The sequence below is a fragment of the Paenibacillus sp. WG02 genome (assembly GCF_055396115.1).
Window position 1 is genome coordinate 1,605,998 of record NZ_AP036016.1, and the last position, 15,285, is coordinate 1,621,282.

At 42.3% G+C, this 15,285-nt stretch carries 18 protein-coding genes; 17 read left to right on the top strand and 1 reads right to left on the bottom strand.

The window, feature by feature from the left end; translation table 11 throughout:
- The first annotated feature begins 16 nt into the window (after positions 1-16).
- The 17 genes from ACBP55_RS07585 (at position 17) to ACBP55_RS07665 (ending at position 14,796) form a co-directional block, all read left to right on the top strand.
- Complete coding sequence (locus ACBP55_RS07585; RefSeq protein WP_464650747.1) at positions 17-1,345, top strand: LLM class flavin-dependent oxidoreductase; 1,329 nt, start codon at positions 17-19, stop codon at positions 1,343-1,345.
- Positions 1,346-1,572: 227 nt separating this feature from the next.
- Positions 1,573-2,019 (top strand): tellurite resistance TerB family protein, encoded by a 447-nt coding sequence (locus ACBP55_RS07590; protein WP_464650748.1) that lies wholly within the window; start codon positions 1,573-1,575, stop codon positions 2,017-2,019.
- A gap of 106 nt (positions 2,020-2,125) precedes the next feature.
- On the top strand, positions 2,126-2,725 hold the full coding sequence (locus ACBP55_RS07595; RefSeq protein ID WP_173188762.1) for a TerD family protein: 600 nt from the start codon (positions 2,126-2,128) through the stop codon (positions 2,723-2,725).
- 36 nt (positions 2,726-2,761) lie between these two features.
- Positions 2,762-3,343 carry a TerD family protein gene (locus tag ACBP55_RS07600; protein ID WP_173188764.1) on the top strand — a complete coding sequence of 194 codons (582 nt, stop codon included), beginning with the start codon at positions 2,762-2,764 and terminating at the stop codon, positions 3,341-3,343.
- Positions 3,344-3,435: 92 nt separating this feature from the next.
- Complete coding sequence (locus tag ACBP55_RS07605; RefSeq protein WP_464650749.1) at positions 3,436-4,023, top strand: TerD family protein; 588 nt, start codon at positions 3,436-3,438, stop codon at positions 4,021-4,023.
- A gap of 72 nt (positions 4,024-4,095) precedes the next feature.
- Positions 4,096-5,325, top strand: coding sequence for a TerD family protein (locus tag ACBP55_RS07610; RefSeq protein WP_464650750.1), 1,230 nt, complete (start codon positions 4,096-4,098; stop codon positions 5,323-5,325).
- A 31-nt stretch (positions 5,326-5,356) separates the two neighbouring features.
- Complete coding sequence (locus ACBP55_RS07615; RefSeq protein WP_029195152.1) at positions 5,357-6,094, top strand: TerC family protein; 738 nt, start codon at positions 5,357-5,359, stop codon at positions 6,092-6,094.
- Between the two features lie 75 nt (positions 6,095-6,169).
- Positions 6,170-7,273 carry an HpcH/HpaI aldolase/citrate lyase family protein gene (locus ACBP55_RS07620; protein ID WP_464650751.1) on the top strand — a complete coding sequence of 368 codons (1,104 nt, stop codon included), beginning with the start codon at positions 6,170-6,172 and terminating at the stop codon, positions 7,271-7,273.
- Positions 7,218-8,228, top strand: coding sequence for a phosphoribosyltransferase domain-containing protein (locus ACBP55_RS07625; RefSeq protein WP_464650752.1), 1,011 nt, complete (start codon positions 7,218-7,220; stop codon positions 8,226-8,228). Before ACBP55_RS07620 ends, ACBP55_RS07625 begins: the two co-directional genes overlap by 56 nt.
- The gene (locus ACBP55_RS07630) at positions 8,225-8,632 is read left to right on the top strand and encodes a TRSP domain-containing protein (protein ID WP_464650753.1); all 408 of its coding nucleotides are present in this window, start codon (positions 8,225-8,227) and stop codon (positions 8,630-8,632) included. Before ACBP55_RS07625 ends, ACBP55_RS07630 begins: the two co-directional genes overlap by 4 nt.
- Positions 8,605-9,738 carry a cysteine protease StiP family protein gene (locus ACBP55_RS07635; RefSeq protein ID WP_464650754.1) on the top strand — a complete coding sequence of 378 codons (1,134 nt, stop codon included), beginning with the start codon at positions 8,605-8,607 and terminating at the stop codon, positions 9,736-9,738. The genes ACBP55_RS07630 and ACBP55_RS07635 overlap by 28 nt, the downstream gene beginning before the upstream one ends.
- A complete protein-coding gene (locus tag ACBP55_RS07640) occupies positions 9,735-10,571 on the top strand; it encodes an HAD family hydrolase (protein WP_464650755.1) in 837 nt (278 codons plus the stop codon). Before ACBP55_RS07635 ends, ACBP55_RS07640 begins: the two co-directional genes overlap by 4 nt.
- Positions 10,568-11,590 (top strand): ATP-grasp domain-containing protein, encoded by a 1,023-nt coding sequence (locus ACBP55_RS07645; protein WP_464650756.1) that lies wholly within the window; start codon positions 10,568-10,570, stop codon positions 11,588-11,590. The genes ACBP55_RS07640 and ACBP55_RS07645 overlap by 4 nt, the downstream gene beginning before the upstream one ends.
- A 255-nt stretch (positions 11,591-11,845) precedes the next feature.
- Positions 11,846-12,415, top strand: coding sequence for a hypothetical protein (locus tag ACBP55_RS07650; RefSeq protein ID WP_464650757.1), 570 nt, complete (start codon positions 11,846-11,848; stop codon positions 12,413-12,415).
- Positions 12,416-12,506: 91 nt separating this feature from the next.
- A complete protein-coding gene (locus ACBP55_RS07655) occupies positions 12,507-13,151 on the top strand; it encodes a pentapeptide repeat-containing protein (protein ID WP_464650758.1) in 645 nt (214 codons plus the stop codon).
- 62 nt (positions 13,152-13,213) lie between these two features.
- The gene (locus ACBP55_RS07660; protein WP_464650759.1) at positions 13,214-13,774 is read left to right on the top strand and encodes a 5' nucleotidase, NT5C type; all 561 of its coding nucleotides are present in this window, start codon (positions 13,214-13,216) and stop codon (positions 13,772-13,774) included.
- A 158-nt stretch (positions 13,775-13,932) separates the two neighbouring features.
- Positions 13,933-14,796 (top strand): hypothetical protein, encoded by an 864-nt coding sequence (locus ACBP55_RS07665; RefSeq protein WP_464650760.1) that lies wholly within the window; start codon positions 13,933-13,935, stop codon positions 14,794-14,796.
- 53 nt (positions 14,797-14,849) lie between these two features.
- Here ACBP55_RS07665 and ACBP55_RS07670 read toward each other — a convergent pair whose 3' ends face one another.
- Complete coding sequence (locus ACBP55_RS07670; protein WP_464650761.1) at positions 14,850-15,143, bottom strand: hypothetical protein; 294 nt, start codon at positions 15,141-15,143, stop codon at positions 14,850-14,852.
- Positions 15,144-15,285 lie beyond the last annotated feature (142 nt).

The following is a 15,285-nucleotide window of genomic DNA, read 5'->3' on the forward strand; positions in this document are numbered from 1 at the left end:
TAAGGACGTGATGACGATGACAAAACAAAAGCAATTGAAGCTTGGAGCTATCATTCATGGTGTCGGTGGGAACATATCGGGATGGCGCCATCCCGAGGCGATTACAGATGCCAGCGTCAACTTTGGCTTTTATAAACAGCAGGCTCAGAAAGCTGAAGCCGGTAAATTCGATCTGGTTTTCATTGCGGACGGTCTGTACATTACCGAGAAATCGATCCCTCATTTTTTGAATCGGTTTGAACCGATTACGATTCTTTCGGCGCTGGCTGCTGTCACGACCAACATCGGTCTTGTGGGTACGCTTTCGACTTCCTACAGCGAGCCTTTTACAGTGTCCAGGCAGTTCGGCTCGATTGATCTGATCAGTGATGGGCGTGCAGGCTGGAACATCGTAACTTCACCTCTTGAGGGATCGGCTAGAAATTATAGCAAAGACCAGCACCCCACACATCCCGAACGATATCGCATCGCGAATGAATTCTTGGAAGTAGCGCGTGGACTTTGGGATTCCTGGGAAGACGATGCCTTCGTCCGAGATAAAGAAAGCGGCGTATTCTTTGATCCGAGCAAAATGCATACGTTGAACCACAAAGGGGAGTTTTTCTCCGTACAGGGTCCGCTTAATATCGCGCGTTCGAAGCAAGGGCAGCCGGTAATCTTTCAGGCTGGAGCGTCAGAGGATGGTCGGGCTTTCGCGGCTAAAGTCGCTGATGCCATATTTGCCGGACACGAAACGATTGAGGAAGCCAAGGCTTATTATCAGGATATTAAAAGCGGAGCGGTAGCTTATGGCCGATCAGCCGATCAGCTTGTTATTCTTCCTGGGATTAGCCCGATTATCGGAAGCACGGAAGAAGAAGCGGAAAGCAAATATCAAGAGATTGCTAATTTAGTTACGATTGATAAAGCATTGGATTTTCTGGGGCGCTTCTTCGAGCACCACGATTTCTCTCAATATCCATTGGATGAACCGTTCCCGGATCTCGGTGATTTCGGCAGCAACAGTTTCCGCAGCGGTACGGATAAAATCAAGCAAACTGCGAAAGAGAAAAACCTCACGCTTCGACAAGTGGCGCTTGGTGTCGCAACACCGCGCAATGAATTTACAGGAACACCTGAACAAGTGGCGGATCGTGTCGAGCTCTGGTTCAAAGAAGAAGCGGCAGACGGCTTTATTATTGCTGCAGCTCTTCCCAAAGGGTTGGACGATTTTGTCGACCTCGTTGTGCCAATCCTGCAAGAGCGCGGTATATACCGCAAAGAGTATGAATCTGACACGCTGCGCGGAAACTTAGGCGTCCCGATTCCTGCTAATCGCTACACGAAGGTAGAGGCCACAATCTAATCGTTAGGGAGTATTGGTACTCATTCCCATCTTATATATTTGACTATTTAACCGCCCGTTTTGGGCGGTTTTATGACGTTTAGGTTGAAGTATTTCCCAAAGCAGCTTCGAAATTCCAATATTTGAAAACATATGTCTAATCGTTTAAACTGTGAACATAGACTATTGTGGAGAAAAATGTAGCCTATAGTCAAAATGTGTTACTAAATCTTATAGGTGGTGCTGAAATGAGTACGTTTAAATCATGGTTTTCAAATGCAAAATCAAACTTGTCTGACCAAGTCAAAAAATTTCAAAACAAAGATTTTCTGGATGCCGTTGTAGCGGGTTGTGCGATAGTAGCATCAGCTGATGGCAGCATTGGTAATACAGAAAAAGAAAAAATGATTGGTTACATCAGCCGCAGCGATGAGCTTAAAGTATTTGATGTCAGTAATGTCATTGCTCGCTTCAATCACTTTGCTGGCAACTTTGAGTTCTCAAACATTGTAGGCAAGCAAGAGGCGCTTAAAGTTATTTCCAAGTTTAATAATAAGCCTGAAGTTGGACGAATCATCATTGCGGTATGCTGCGCAATTGGTGCTGCAGACGGAGATTTTGATGAACAAGAGAAGAAGGTTGTCAGAGATATTTGTACAGCGCTGAACCTCAATCCTGGCGAATTTAGTCTGTGATCGTCGATTTACAAAACATTTAATCGTAAAAATGAAACGTGTTCGAACTTCATCCGTATCAAATGAAAGAATGAACGAATACAGGATGTGAGAGGAGGTGACCTCGTTGACAATTAGCTTGGTCAAAGGTCAAAAAATTGATTTAACCAAAGGTAATGCGGGTCTTTCCAAGGTTGTAGTTGGACTAGGTTGGGATCCTGCGGTTGTGGAGAAGAAAGGTTTCTTCGGATCCAAAAAAACAGCTGTTGAAATTGATTGCGACGCTTCCGTCATCTTATTAGATGAGAATGGGAAATTGACGAAAGAGAAGAATGTTGTTTACTTCGCTAACTTGCAAAGCCCTGATGGTTCTGTTGTTCACTCCGGTGATAACCGCACGGGGGAAGGCGATGGCGATGATGAGCAAGTATCTGTTAATTTAGGACAAGTTCCTGCGGATGTTAGTAAGATCGTATTCGTTGTTAATATCTACGACTGCGTGAATAGAAAACAAGATTTCGGTCTCGTTCAATCCGCCTATATCCGATTAGTGAATGATTCGAATAACCAAGAATTAATAAAATTTAATCTGACCGAAGATTATTCCGGTAAAACATCCCTGATTGTTGGTGAACTTTATCGTCATAGCGGAGAATGGAAATTCAACGCGATTGGTGAAGGCAGCACAGATACAACGATTGGCCAATTAGTTAAACGATATCAATAAGATTAAACAAATCCCCTATAAAGCGAGGTTATTTCAATGGCAATTTCACTATCCAAAGGTCAAAAAGTAGATTTAACAAAAACAAACCCAGGTTTGACTAAAGTTATTGTTGGTTTAGGTTGGGACACGAACAAATATGATGGCGGTAAAGATTTCGATCTAGACGCTTCCATTTTCGCTGTTAATGCTTCTGGTAAAGTAGGAACTGAATCTGATTTCATCTTCTACAACAACCCGAAGAATGCGAACGGTTCTATCGTACATACCGGCGACAATCGTACCGGTGCAGGTGATGGAGACGATGAGCAAATCAATGTTGATCTGAGTGCAGTTCCGGCAGAAACGGAAAAAATTGCTTTCTGCATTACCATTCATGATGCTGAAGCAAGAGCGCAAAACTTTGGACAAGTTTCCAATGCTTACGTTCGAATTCTTAATGAAGGTTCAGGCGCAGAATTGATCCGTTTTGATCTTGGCGAAGACTTCTCCATTGAAACAGGCGTAGTCATCGGTGAATTGTACCGTCACGCTGGCGAATGGAAATTCAGCGCGATCGGCAGCGGCTACAAAGACGGTCTTGCAGGATTAGCTCGCGATTACGGTTTGCAAACGTCCTAAGATCTTACTTATTATACTAGTTTTCTTGCGAAAACTCTAAGATTATGCTTACGATGCTAGTTTTCTTGCGAAAACTCTAAGGAGATGCAGCAATGTCAATCAGCTTGTCAAAAGGTCAACGAATTGACTTAACGAAGACCAATCCTGGCCTCAGTAAGGCTATTATCGGATTAGGTTGGGATACGAACAAATATAGTGGTGGACATGCATTCGATTTGGATGCGTCGGCCTTTCTGCTTCATGCTGAAGGTAAAGCCAAAGGGCTTGAGGATTTCATTTTTTACAATAACTTAGTTGGTGTGGGTGGTTGCGTTCAACATACGGGCGACAATCGGACAGGTGATGGCGATGGGGATGACGAGCAAATCAAAGTTGATTTTTCCAAAATCCCTGCACATATTCACCGAGTCGGCATTGCAGTAACGATCCATGATGCGACTAATCGTGGTCAAAATTTTGGACAAGTATCGAATGCGTTCGTTCGTCTTGTTGATGAGATAACGAATCGGGAGATTTTACGTTATGACTTAGGTGAGGACTTTTCGGTAGAAACGGCCGTTGTCATTTGTGAATTGTATCGAGACAGCCAAGGTCAAGAATGGAAGTTCCAAGCTGTTGGAAGTGGTTTTCAAGGTGGTCTTCAAGCCCTGTGCAAAAACTACGGACTTGATGCCCAGTAAATTCAGAATCAGGTGGGGTGGTGCTAGTAAGGCATCACCCTTCAATTATGGAGTACGGAAGGGACAGCCCTTATGCATATATCTCTTGTCAAAGGCCAAAAGACGGATGTTACAAAAACAAATCCGGGACTCTCACAGATTGGTATTGGACTCGGATGGAACTCTCCTGCGAACATAGATCTGGATACCTCAGCATTCTTGTTAGGCACTAGTGGGAAGGTAGATAATGACGAACAGTTGGTATTCTACAATAATCCAACAAAAAGCGGTGTGAATTTCATCGATCAACCCTCTCATGGAACCGACAAGAAGCAATTTACGATTCAATTTTTGGGCGTTCCAGCCAATGTTGAGAAAGTTGCTATCACACTAACTATTCATGAGGGTGAGAAGCTAAAGCAGCAATTCAGCCAAGTGACACAAGCTTATTTACGGATTTTTCATCCTAGCACAGGGCAAGATATGTTGCGATATGAATTAGGAAATCAATTCTCCGTTGAGACAGCTATTGTTGTTGGGGAATTATATAGATACGGCACAGAATGGAAATTCAGTGCGATTGGATCTGGATTTTCCGGTGGATTGAAAGCGCTATGCGGTAATTTCGGAATCGAGGTAAAGGATGAACCTACACCTAGCCCTGTACCTAATCCGACACCGACGCAAGCGGGTAAGCCTCCCCTCATCCCTCCGGTACCAATTAATCTGAATAAGATTGAATTGAAGAAGAAGGGCGATCGCATTAGCCTTGAGAAGAAGACAACAGGCAATCTCGGGGAAATAGTCATTAATTTAAACTGGAATCAGAAGAAATCCGGTGGATTTTTCGGTAAAAGCAAAGTGATCGATCTGGATCTTGCTTGTTTATATGAATTGAAGAACGGTGAGAAGGGCGTTATTCAAGCGCTTGGCAATCGATTCGGTTCACTCCATCGAGAGCCGTATATTGCCTTAGACGGTGATGATCGTACGGGCTCCGTCACTACAGGGGAGAATATTCGTATTAATGGAAATAAGCTCTCTGAGTTTGAACGCATTCTAATTTTTACTTTCATTTACGAAGGTGCAACCACTTGGTCTGAAGCAGATGGCGTAGTGTCCATCAAGCAAGATGGCGGACCCGACATCGAAGTGAAATTGAACGAACATGATAATCGTCAGGGCATGTGTGCTATTGCATTAATTCGTAACCAAAATAATGAAACATTTAGCATTGAGCGGCTTGTTCAATATTTCTCCGGTCATAAGGCGCTAGATGAAGCCTTTGGATGGGGAATGAGATGGGTTGCTGGAAATAAGTAAATAATTGCGAAATATACAGGAGGGTCAAGGCATGTCCGATTTTTTTCAAAGTTTTATCAACAACTTCCTTAACTTTTTCAACTGGGAAGTGCTTTCAACAACACTTTCTGATCCGGTTAGCTGGGGTATTATCGGGACATTAGTTATACTAGAGGGTCTTTTATCCGCTGATAACGCATTGGTACTAGCAGTAATGGTAAAGCATTTACCGAAGGAGCAGCAGAAAAAAGCTTTATTCTACGGACTCCTAGGTGCCTATATTTTCAGGTTTATAGCTATTGGGGTAGGTACATTCCTCGTTCAAATTACTTGGATTAAAGTGCTCGGAGGCGCCTATCTCCTTTGGATTGCTATCAGTAATCTTTTCTTCAAGAAGAAGGAAGAGGAAGGGGAGGTTCAGAATAAAGGACTTTCCTTCTGGCGTACTGTACTTGCAGTAGAAGTCATGGATATTGCTTTTAGTGTCGATAGCGTACTTGCTGCTTTTGGTGTAAGTGACCAGGTTTGGGTATTGTTCCTTGGAGGCATCATCGGTGTACTTATGATGAGAGGCGTGGCGCAAGTCTTCTTAAAGCTCATTGACAAGATTCCAGAGTTGGAGAAAGCAGCCTTCATCCTTATTATCATTATTGGTCTTAAGATGATTGCCGGCGCATTCGGTGTTCATATTTCACATGTTCTTTTCTTCTCAACTCTGATTGTTATATTTGGAGGCACGATTGTATTAAGTTTACTTCGCAAAAAGGACAAGCAGGAATCAGCTAACTAATCATACCTACTATACAATGACAATCCCTCCTTTATGGGGGGATTTGTTTCTTAAACGAAGAGGGAGGAATCGGGATTGAGATATTTTAATTATTTAACCGTTGATGAAGAGAAAGCTCTATTTTATTTACCTCCGACTTCCTTCCATAATCATTCGCGTAAAGAAATCCTTGCTTATTCTATTGGTGCTGCACTGTATATGCCTGCTACACGTCCTACGTTCGCGGAGGATATCGCTTTTGGTAAAATTGAAGGTCTTGTCTCAGTAATTCTTGATTTGGAAGATGCCGTCGGTGAAAATGAGGTTCATTCGGCAGAAGAATCATTGGTGAATCAAATGAATAAATTAGCCACCTTCATTGAGGTCGGAATTCTTCATTCGGACAATCTTCCGCTTTTATTCGTACGTGTAAGAAGTGTGAATCAGTTAAATTATTTGATCGAACGATTAGAAGAAAATGTATCCCTTTTAACGGGATTTGTATTCCCGAAATTTACTGCAGACAATGGCGAAGCTTATTTTCAAATACTAGAAAATTATAATGATGAGAAACCTCCTTCCGCCCCCATGCTATATGGTCTGCCCATTCTTGAGTCTGGACCTGTTATTTATAAGGAAAGCCGTACACATACCCTTCAAGCGATTAAAGAGATCCTCGAGCAGTATAGGAATTTGGTCCTCAATGTAAGAATTGGTGCTACGGATTTCTCCAGCCTATTTGGTTTGAGACGCAGTCCAGACATGACCATTTATGACATAACGCCGATTCGAGATTGTGTAGCTGACATTATTAATATATTTGGGCGTGTTGACGCCTCTTACGTTATCTCTGGGCCTGTTTGGGAATATTTCCCTCAAAAGGGATTGGTTCGCGAAGTCATTATGGATAAAGAGAACGGTATGATTGGTAAGACGATTATTCATCCTACTCATATTAAGCCCGTTCAAGCGCTATATGCGGTGACTCATGAAGAGTATACGGATGCTACAAGTATTATTACTAACAATAATGGCGATCATGGCGTTATTAAGAGCGCATATGCCAATAAAATGAATGAAATCAAACCTCATTTAAGCTGGGCTAGACGTATTCTATTACGATCACAAATTTATGGGGTGCTGCATGAACAACAACAATATGATGGATTATTGCTCAAGCATAATCGAGCATACGTATAAGATCGCAGGCGATTTAGAGCTTCAAGTGACATTGACGTCTAATCCCTATGAAATTCCCCTCGACTCACTGTTCGCCATGGCGGCAAGAATCAATAAGAAACGATCCTTTCTGTTTGTTAGCAAGGTGCTTGGTAAACATATCCCTGTAAATCCGTATTCCTCCTTATTAAGCGGAGCTTCAATGGGACTACTTTTACAACAAGCCTTAAAAGGCACTATGCCGCAGCAGTTAATCCCTCAAGCTATTCATGGCATTATCGATCCTTCTCAGGCCGAGGCGGCCTATAAAGAAATTATGTCCTATCGTCTAAGTTTACCGAATTCCGTTGCTTTTATAGGGTTTGCTGAAACTGCCACAGCCATCGGACATGCCGTTTATGAAACCTTTGGTCACGGTGGCAGCTACATTCATACCACGCGTGAAGTGATCGAAGGATCGGAATCTATCATTAATTTCAGTGAGGAGCATTCGCATGCAGTAGCTCATTATTGTTACGCGAAGGATGCTCAGATGCTTACAGATCCGGAGATTGTAGTCCTTGTTGATGATGAAATTACCACAGGTAAGACATCTTTGAACATTATTAGAGATATGCAGGGGAAATTTCCGAAGAAAACCTACTATATCCTTGCTCTGCTTGATTGGAGAACCTCTGAGGATCAGCAGCAGTTTCTGAAGCTAGAACGGGAGTTAGGTATCTCCATCCACGTGCTTTCTTTAGTCAAAGGTGAGGTAAAAGTAACAGGTTCATCTGAAAGTTTAACCCCCACAGTGCCTGTCCTTCCTATTCCAGATCAAAAGGGACCCATTCACTTTACGTATATAGATCATCTTTTTGTTCATGCTCCTTACGTGAGCCAACACCCTTATTTACAGCATAGTGGAAGATTTGGTCTTACGCGGAGGAAAGCGAACAAGCCAATCATTCGATATCACAAGCCGCCCAGCAGTTGAAACTTACCCGTACAGGGAAGAAGACGTTGTGCGTAGGCACAGGTGAGTTTATGTATATCCCCATGCGAATTGCCGCTGAAATGGGAGAAGGTGTGTTTTACCAATCGACGACGAGGAGTCCCATTCATACGATTGATACAGAGGATTACGCAGTTAAGGTAGGCTATCCGTACTCATCTCCGGAGGATCCCGAAGTCACTCATTACTTCTATAATGTTCCGGTAGGCATGTATGACGATCTCTATTTATTTATGGAAAGAGAAGCAGATCCAGCTTCGATGCAGCCATTGCTTCAAATACTTCAAACGCGAGGGCTGAAACAGATTCATATTGTCGTTTTCTCTCCTCAAACGGTTGAATGGAAGGAGAATGCAGTATGGAAAACTGGCGAGTTAAACCAATAGAGGAGCCTACGCACTTGGGCAGCTATCCAGCTTCCGATGTGACATTCCTGCTTAAGGATTTGAGCGAGGTTAAGCTGGAAAAGTCGATGGATGCGAGAGAGCTAGCCATTCAATCGGGTACTCATTATTCGGAAATGCTACCCCAAGAGCATCTGCCAACGCCCGATTATTTAAAATTGTACCGAGAGACGCTGCAGATGTCGGCCAAGAAGGTTGCATTAGCCGTCGGTACTACGGCAGAGCTCATTCGAAATAAAAAAGGACCGAAAACGGTGCTGGTCTCTCTTGCTAGAGCGGGCACACCGGTCGGCATTCTAATAAGACGCTACCTGCAAGAGGTGCATCAGCTGGATTTGCCCCATTACAGCATCTCGATTATTCGAGGTAAAGGGATTGACGAGAACGCTTTGTTTTATATCCTGCAAAAACATCCAGATGCGAAGCTTCAATTCGTAGACGGGTGGACTGGCAAGGGAGCAATCCGTAAAGTACTTGTAGAGGCTTGCAGCAAGCTCGGACGAGATTACGGGATCAAGTTGGACGATGATCTTGCTGTGCTTGCTGATCCTGGCCATTGCACGGATATGTTTGGAACGAGAGAGGATTTCTTGATTCCGAGTGCATGCTTGAATGCGGTGGTTTCCGGTTTAATGAGTCGAACAGTGCTGCGTGAAGATCTCATAGGGCCGCATGACTTTCATGGTTCCAAATATTATAAAGAGTGGTTGGACCAGGATCTCTCCAATCATTTTATTGCAGAGATTGTGCCCTTATTTGGTGAAGTAGTGACAGAAGCACAGCATAGTGCTCGTGAATTACTTCAGCATCCTCCGACAGTTTCATGGAAGGGTTTACGTGATATTCAAGCGATTCAGAACGAGTATCAGATTGCAGATATTAACTTGATCAAACCAGGTGTTGGAGAAACGACCCGTGTACTGCTTCGTAGAGTACCATGGCGGATTTTAGTAGACCGATTAGATAATCCGAATATTCGTCATATCCTCCTTTTAGCTGAAGCTAGGGACGTACCAATTGAAGTATACCCAGATCTCACGTATTCCTGTTGTGGTATTATTAAATCCGTGAAAGGAGATGCCGAATGATATTTGCAAGCGATTTAGATCAAACGTTAATCTATTCACAGCCTTTAGAGCGTGCCGAAGAATTAGGCAATCAGATTATTATAGCGGAGCTCATTGACGGAAAAGTGAGATCGTATATGTCCTCTAGTTCCTACCAGCAGCTTCAAAAGTTGATGACGGAGCTCATTTTCATCCCGGTAACGACACGAACCATGCAGCAGTACAATCGTATACATTTAATTAGTCAAATGTTGAAGCCCACCTATGCCGTTACGAGCAACGGAGGGAATATTCTGATAGATGGACATCCCGATCTGGAATGGCAAGCGTCTGTAATTGCTCGCGTTAGTGAATCAAGTGACCATGTGCAGGATGTCAGGATTTTGCTAGATCGAGTCCTTAGTCCGGAGTGGGTCATCAGTTCTAGCTATTGCGACGAGCTATTTTTTTCCCATATCATTGACCGAGCAAAGATGCCGCTGGAGGAAGTTACTCAGATGAGTGCAGAGCTTCAGCGCATGGGCTGGAGCACTTCCATTCAAGGAAGAAAGGTTTATGTCGTTCCGCAAGTCGTTAATAAAAGAGATGCCGTTCAGCATCTCAAGCAATTAACAGGGGAGCGTCAAGTTGTGGCATCTGGTGATTCTCTTTTGGATCGGATCTTGATTGATTTTGCGGATTTCTCTATCGCCCCTAGGCACGGAGAATTATTTCGACAAGAGCAGTTTCAATCGACGGGGGACTACTCATTTACCGAGGAATCTGGAATTTTCGCTACAGACGAAATTCTTAAGTATGTTGAATCCGTAAACATAGAGCAAACGAATCTATTTGTCATAAAGGAGTCCTCATGAAAAAAGTATGGTTTAACCGTTGGTTCTCGGTCGCCTATCATTATATGAATAGCATTCGCAATAACGAGGATGGCGTCCAGTTCAAAATGTATGCTACACATCCGGATCGTACCCACATGGCGCTGCAGGCGGCTGATTACGCGGATACAGAGCCTGTTTTAGGTGATGATGATTATGTAGAGTTTGCCCTAGATTTCTGTAAAAAGCATGGCATTGATGTATTCATTCCCAGATTGCATATGTATGCCGTTGCGAAGCATATCGATTTATTCGAAAAAGTAGGTACGAAAGTAACCGTTTGTCGTGACCTTGAGCTTTTAGAAAACTTGTTAGAGAAACAAAAGTTCTATGAAGCCATAAGGGAAAAGAACATTATTGCAATCCCAGATTATCGCGTGGTGAATACGGCAGATGAATTTATGACCGCCTATGAGACACTTGTAAGTGCAGGTCATCAGGTTTGTATGAAGCCAACAAATGCCGAGGGCGGTATGGGCTTCAGAATCATCAACAATGGGCGGGATACATTAAGTGACCTGTTCGGTACTGTTACTCCTTATCTTTCTACGGAACAAGTATACAGGACCTTATCATCCGTAGATCGTTTCGAGGATTTGATGGTGATGGAATTATTAAACGGCTTTGAATACAGCATCGATTGCTTAGCATCGGCTTCCGGTGAATTACTTGCCGCTGTGCCGCGTCGCAAAGCGGACGGACGGCTAAGACTGCTGGAGGAAGTGCCTGAATTGATCGAAATCGCACATCAGGTTGCAGCTACCTACAAGATCCCGTTTAATTATAACATTCAAGTGAAGTACAATCAGGGTGTTCCTAAATTACTTGAGATTAACCCGAGAATGTCTGGCGGTCTGCATGTGACTTGTCTATCTGGCATTAACTTCCCTTATTTAGCAGTGAAATCAATTTTGGGTGAACATGTGGACAGCCAAACACCTAATTTTGGCATTCTGGCCAGTCATATTGAGAAATACGTGATTATGGATTTAGGCGAATAAAAGGAACCGTGCATCATATCTTTGAATATAGATGAATAAATCTGTCAAAGAAGGTGCACAGGATGATCATAAGCGGGATTATACTTTCTGGAATAATCATTGTGCTCATTGTCGTAGCAAGCGCTGAAAAAGCAGAATATGTGTCTAAATTCATTGAAAAATAGTCATCTATGAAACCTGAAAAGGTTTCTTTTTTTTGTTATGATTTGGTAGAATATAAGAATAGATTTGTGATACTGGGGAGGGGGCTGTACGTTGCTGGATTTTACATTTGAGATTGTTGACGAGTCTACAATTAATACCAGAATTTTGTATGCCAACGAATGGTTCACATTTAATATATATGAGAAAGATCATGTTTGGACACTTCATCCCTTTGATGGTATGTTAATACGGAATAAAGATATGTGTCAGCTGGTGATTAATGAGCTGCTCAAAAATAAATATTTTCATGTCATGTGCGCGAAAGAGAATATCCTATTGTCAGAGCTGCGGACAACGGTTGATTTAAGTAATAGAACGAGCACGTCTACACCTACTCCTTCACCTAGAGAAGAATGGCTGGATGAAGAGCTTCCCGACGATATAAAGTCATTTATGGATTATCATACCTTGGATGAAATTATAGATATGGAGAAACAAATGATTCATAAACGAATGACTTTTTACAAACAAATGTTAGAGGCCATGTTCATGCAAGGGGCGGGACCGGCTGACGAGGAATTTATCCAGATTCAATCCATTTATGTGATGTGGAAAGGATCGTATGAGAAATTAAGTGGGTTAAGCGATCAAGATTTGTCTGGCGGGAAGAAGAGATGGTAGTATAAAGGGAGAAATAAATACCATAGAGTACATATTCAAAAGCCGTAAGGCTTATTTTTTTGCCCTATCACACCATAAAAAGGAGTACCAGATGAGCATTCCAAAAATAGAAACACCGAAGATTCCTAAAGAAATTCCCCCCATTACACTGCCGATCGAGGAAATGCAGCCGGAAGATAGCTTTCATACGGGTCTTATAAGCGATTGTATCATTGACAATCAGTCCGCATATAAAGTCGCTTTTGATAAAGTGATATTTCGAAATGTCACTTTTACTCGGGTCTCGATGAAAGACATTGAGCTGACAGATGTTATTTTCGAGAAATGCGATCTATCCAACGTTGATTTTGGAGAAGCTACAATCCATCGAACTGAATTTAGAAATTGCAAAATCATGGGTATTGACCTAACAGAAGCAACCGTCCGTAACGTCTTATTCCATACCTGCTTGGCCGACTATGCAACCTTTCGTATGGCTAATTTCAAACAGATTGTATTTCAGGAGTGTTCGCTATTAAATGCCGATTTCTACGAATCTACAATGCAAAAAGTGCATTTCGATAACTGTCAGCTGGACCGGGCACAATTCACGGGTGTGAAGCTTGCAGGAATAGATATCAGCAGCTGTGAATTCACAAGTTTAGGTGTGAGTGTAGAGGATTTGCGCGGCTGCATCATTTCGAGGGGACAAGCCTCCGTTTTTGCAAGTCTTTTCGGACTTATATTGAAGGAATAAGGGGAAATACTAAAGGAAATTGCTCCGGCAGCATAGTATATCCATGAAATGAGGAGTTAACCTTGAAATTCGGCTTTGATATCGATGATACACTTATTAATTTAAGAGAACATGCCTTTCATATTTATAACCATAAGCTACAGCAAAATATTGGCTTAGACGCCTTTCACGCCTTAACGACGATGGAAATTCACAGTGCCTTTGGTTTGACGAAAGAAGAAGGAGGTAAGCTGTGGTCAAGCCTCCGCGATGACATTTATTATTCTCAATGTCCTTCTTTTCCCCATGCCGTTGACATCTTGCAGGAACTAGTAAAACAAGGTCATGAGGTGTACTATATTACAGCAAGAGCTAAAGAGCATACAGAAAGAACGAAAAACTGGCTAATAGACAATGGTTTCCCTGTAGTTGAGGGACATTTTTATTGTGGGATGAGTGATTCCGAGAAAGTACATATAATTGAAAAACTGAACTTGGATTATTATTTTGATGATAAACCAGCCGTTCTGGAAACCTTGTCACACCTCCCATTGAACATATATGTGAAAGATAGATCATATAATCAACACTTGAATCTACCGAGGATTGTATCTTGGGATGAACTCCGAGAAATTATAAAATGATACACAAAGCTGAACTCCTTATTGTTAAGGGGTTCAGCTTTTTACTCTTTTTTCTAGATTTACAATAATTACAAGCTTAGATAATCATCCAATGACACTCTTCCTATAATGTCAGTCTATGAGGGAAAACCTTCCATATCGGTAGAGGAGATGAATTGATGTTAAAGAAAAATACTCTGATGGTCGTCATGGTAGCCGTAGTAGGAACTAGTTTACTTGCTGGTCTAGGCGGAGCACCCAAGTCTGCCTCAGCTGCGAGCAACATGGTACCGAACTATGAAGTGAAGCTTCTCCTTAACCCAAGCGCAGTTCTTGGATCTGATTTTAAACTTACAAGCAGCGTAAAAAGTGCATTTGGCATGCCTGATAGCGTGACCAAGATGAACGTCCAGTTCCTGGATACGAACGCCAAGGACATTTATAACAATGGATGGAGTCCAAGGATTCGTAAGACAGAGGGAGAAAACGACTTTGAGCTTACCTACAAAAAGCGCTATGCAGTTATTGGCAACGATATAAATGGTGCCTTAACACTGGCAAACCAACAAGGCTTTGATTCCGGAGATACGGGCTATGAGGCGCAAGTCGAGTGGGGATATCAGAAGAAAACACTAAGCATCACACGTCCAAAGGCAGGTACTAAATCAGGTTATAGCGGTATGGATCTCCCAAACCTGGCCGATTCCCGCAGTCTTCTGATTAATAATGCACCTGATAAATTTAATAATTGGTTTTACAGTGGTTGGGGGACTAGCAAGCTTGCTTCTTCTCGTGTCTACGGTTCGGTTCTAGCCAAACGTTCAGTCGGAACGTGGAGCGGCCAACAGCTTTATATCGAAGTATGGCCAATTCTAAATGCAACTGGTACGGGAACTGAATACATTGTTGAAGCTTCATTTAAAACAAATAGTGAATCTACAGCATCCACTAAACACGATGAATTAATCACCTATCTGCAAAGTAAAGGCTGGTTCCTCGCAATAGATTCACTAAAAACACAACTAATCATGGATCGGTACTAAAACACTGCAAGAAGACGCCGACGTCCATCCATAAAACGAACCAAAATCAAAGATCAAGAACAATGAAGAAAGAGCCGAGAGCCCAGTACACAGAACCCAGAACCAAAAACTGAGAACCAAGAACCAAGAACCAAGAACCAAGAACCAGGAACCAAGAACCAAGAACCAGGAACCCAGAACCAAAACCAAAACCAAAAACTAAAAACCAAAAACCAAAAACCAAAAACCAAAAACCAAAAACCGAGAACCATAACCCAAGAACGCAAGAAACCAACACCATGAATCAAAAACGACGATTGCTTCCCCCGACCACCTTTAAGCAAAGGTGGTCTTTCATTTTTAGCCACCTATATCCACTATCCCTTTAACTCAGAATGAAAACTGACATGAATAAATGAAAGATGAAAGATGAAAGAGACAAAAAAGTAAAAGTAAGAAAGTATAAGAAAGAAAGTACAAAGAGAAAGTAAGAAGTAAGAAGTAAGAAGT

Bases quoted from the DNA above. Each gene is read 5' to 3' on its own strand.
- ACBP55_RS07585 (WP_464650747.1), top strand. From the start codon at position 17: ATGACAAAACAAAAGCAATTGAAGCTTGGAGCTATCATTCATGGTGTC.
- ACBP55_RS07590 (WP_464650748.1), top strand. From the start codon at position 1,573: ATGAGTACGTTTAAATCATGGTTTTCAAATGCAAAATCAAACTTGTCT.
- ACBP55_RS07600 (WP_173188764.1), top strand. From the start codon at position 2,762: ATGGCAATTTCACTATCCAAAGGTCAAAAAGTAGATTTAACAAAAACA.
- ACBP55_RS07605 (WP_464650749.1), top strand. From the start codon at position 3,436: ATGTCAATCAGCTTGTCAAAAGGTCAACGAATTGACTTAACGAAGACC.
- ACBP55_RS07610 (WP_464650750.1), top strand. From the start codon at position 4,096: ATGCATATATCTCTTGTCAAAGGCCAAAAGACGGATGTTACAAAAACA.
- ACBP55_RS07615 (WP_029195152.1), top strand. From the start codon at position 5,357: ATGTCCGATTTTTTTCAAAGTTTTATCAACAACTTCCTTAACTTTTTC.
- ACBP55_RS07625 (WP_464650752.1), top strand. From the start codon at position 7,218: ATGAACAACAACAATATGATGGATTATTGCTCAAGCATAATCGAGCAT.
- ACBP55_RS07635 (WP_464650754.1), top strand. From the start codon at position 8,605: ATGGAAAACTGGCGAGTTAAACCAATAGAGGAGCCTACGCACTTGGGC.
- ACBP55_RS07640 (WP_464650755.1), top strand. From the start codon at position 9,735: ATGATATTTGCAAGCGATTTAGATCAAACGTTAATCTATTCACAGCCT.
- ACBP55_RS07645 (WP_464650756.1), top strand. From the start codon at position 10,568: ATGAAAAAAGTATGGTTTAACCGTTGGTTCTCGGTCGCCTATCATTAT.
- ACBP55_RS07655 (WP_464650758.1), top strand. From the start codon at position 12,507: ATGAGCATTCCAAAAATAGAAACACCGAAGATTCCTAAAGAAATTCCC.
- ACBP55_RS07665 (WP_464650760.1), top strand. From the start codon at position 13,933: ATGTTAAAGAAAAATACTCTGATGGTCGTCATGGTAGCCGTAGTAGGA.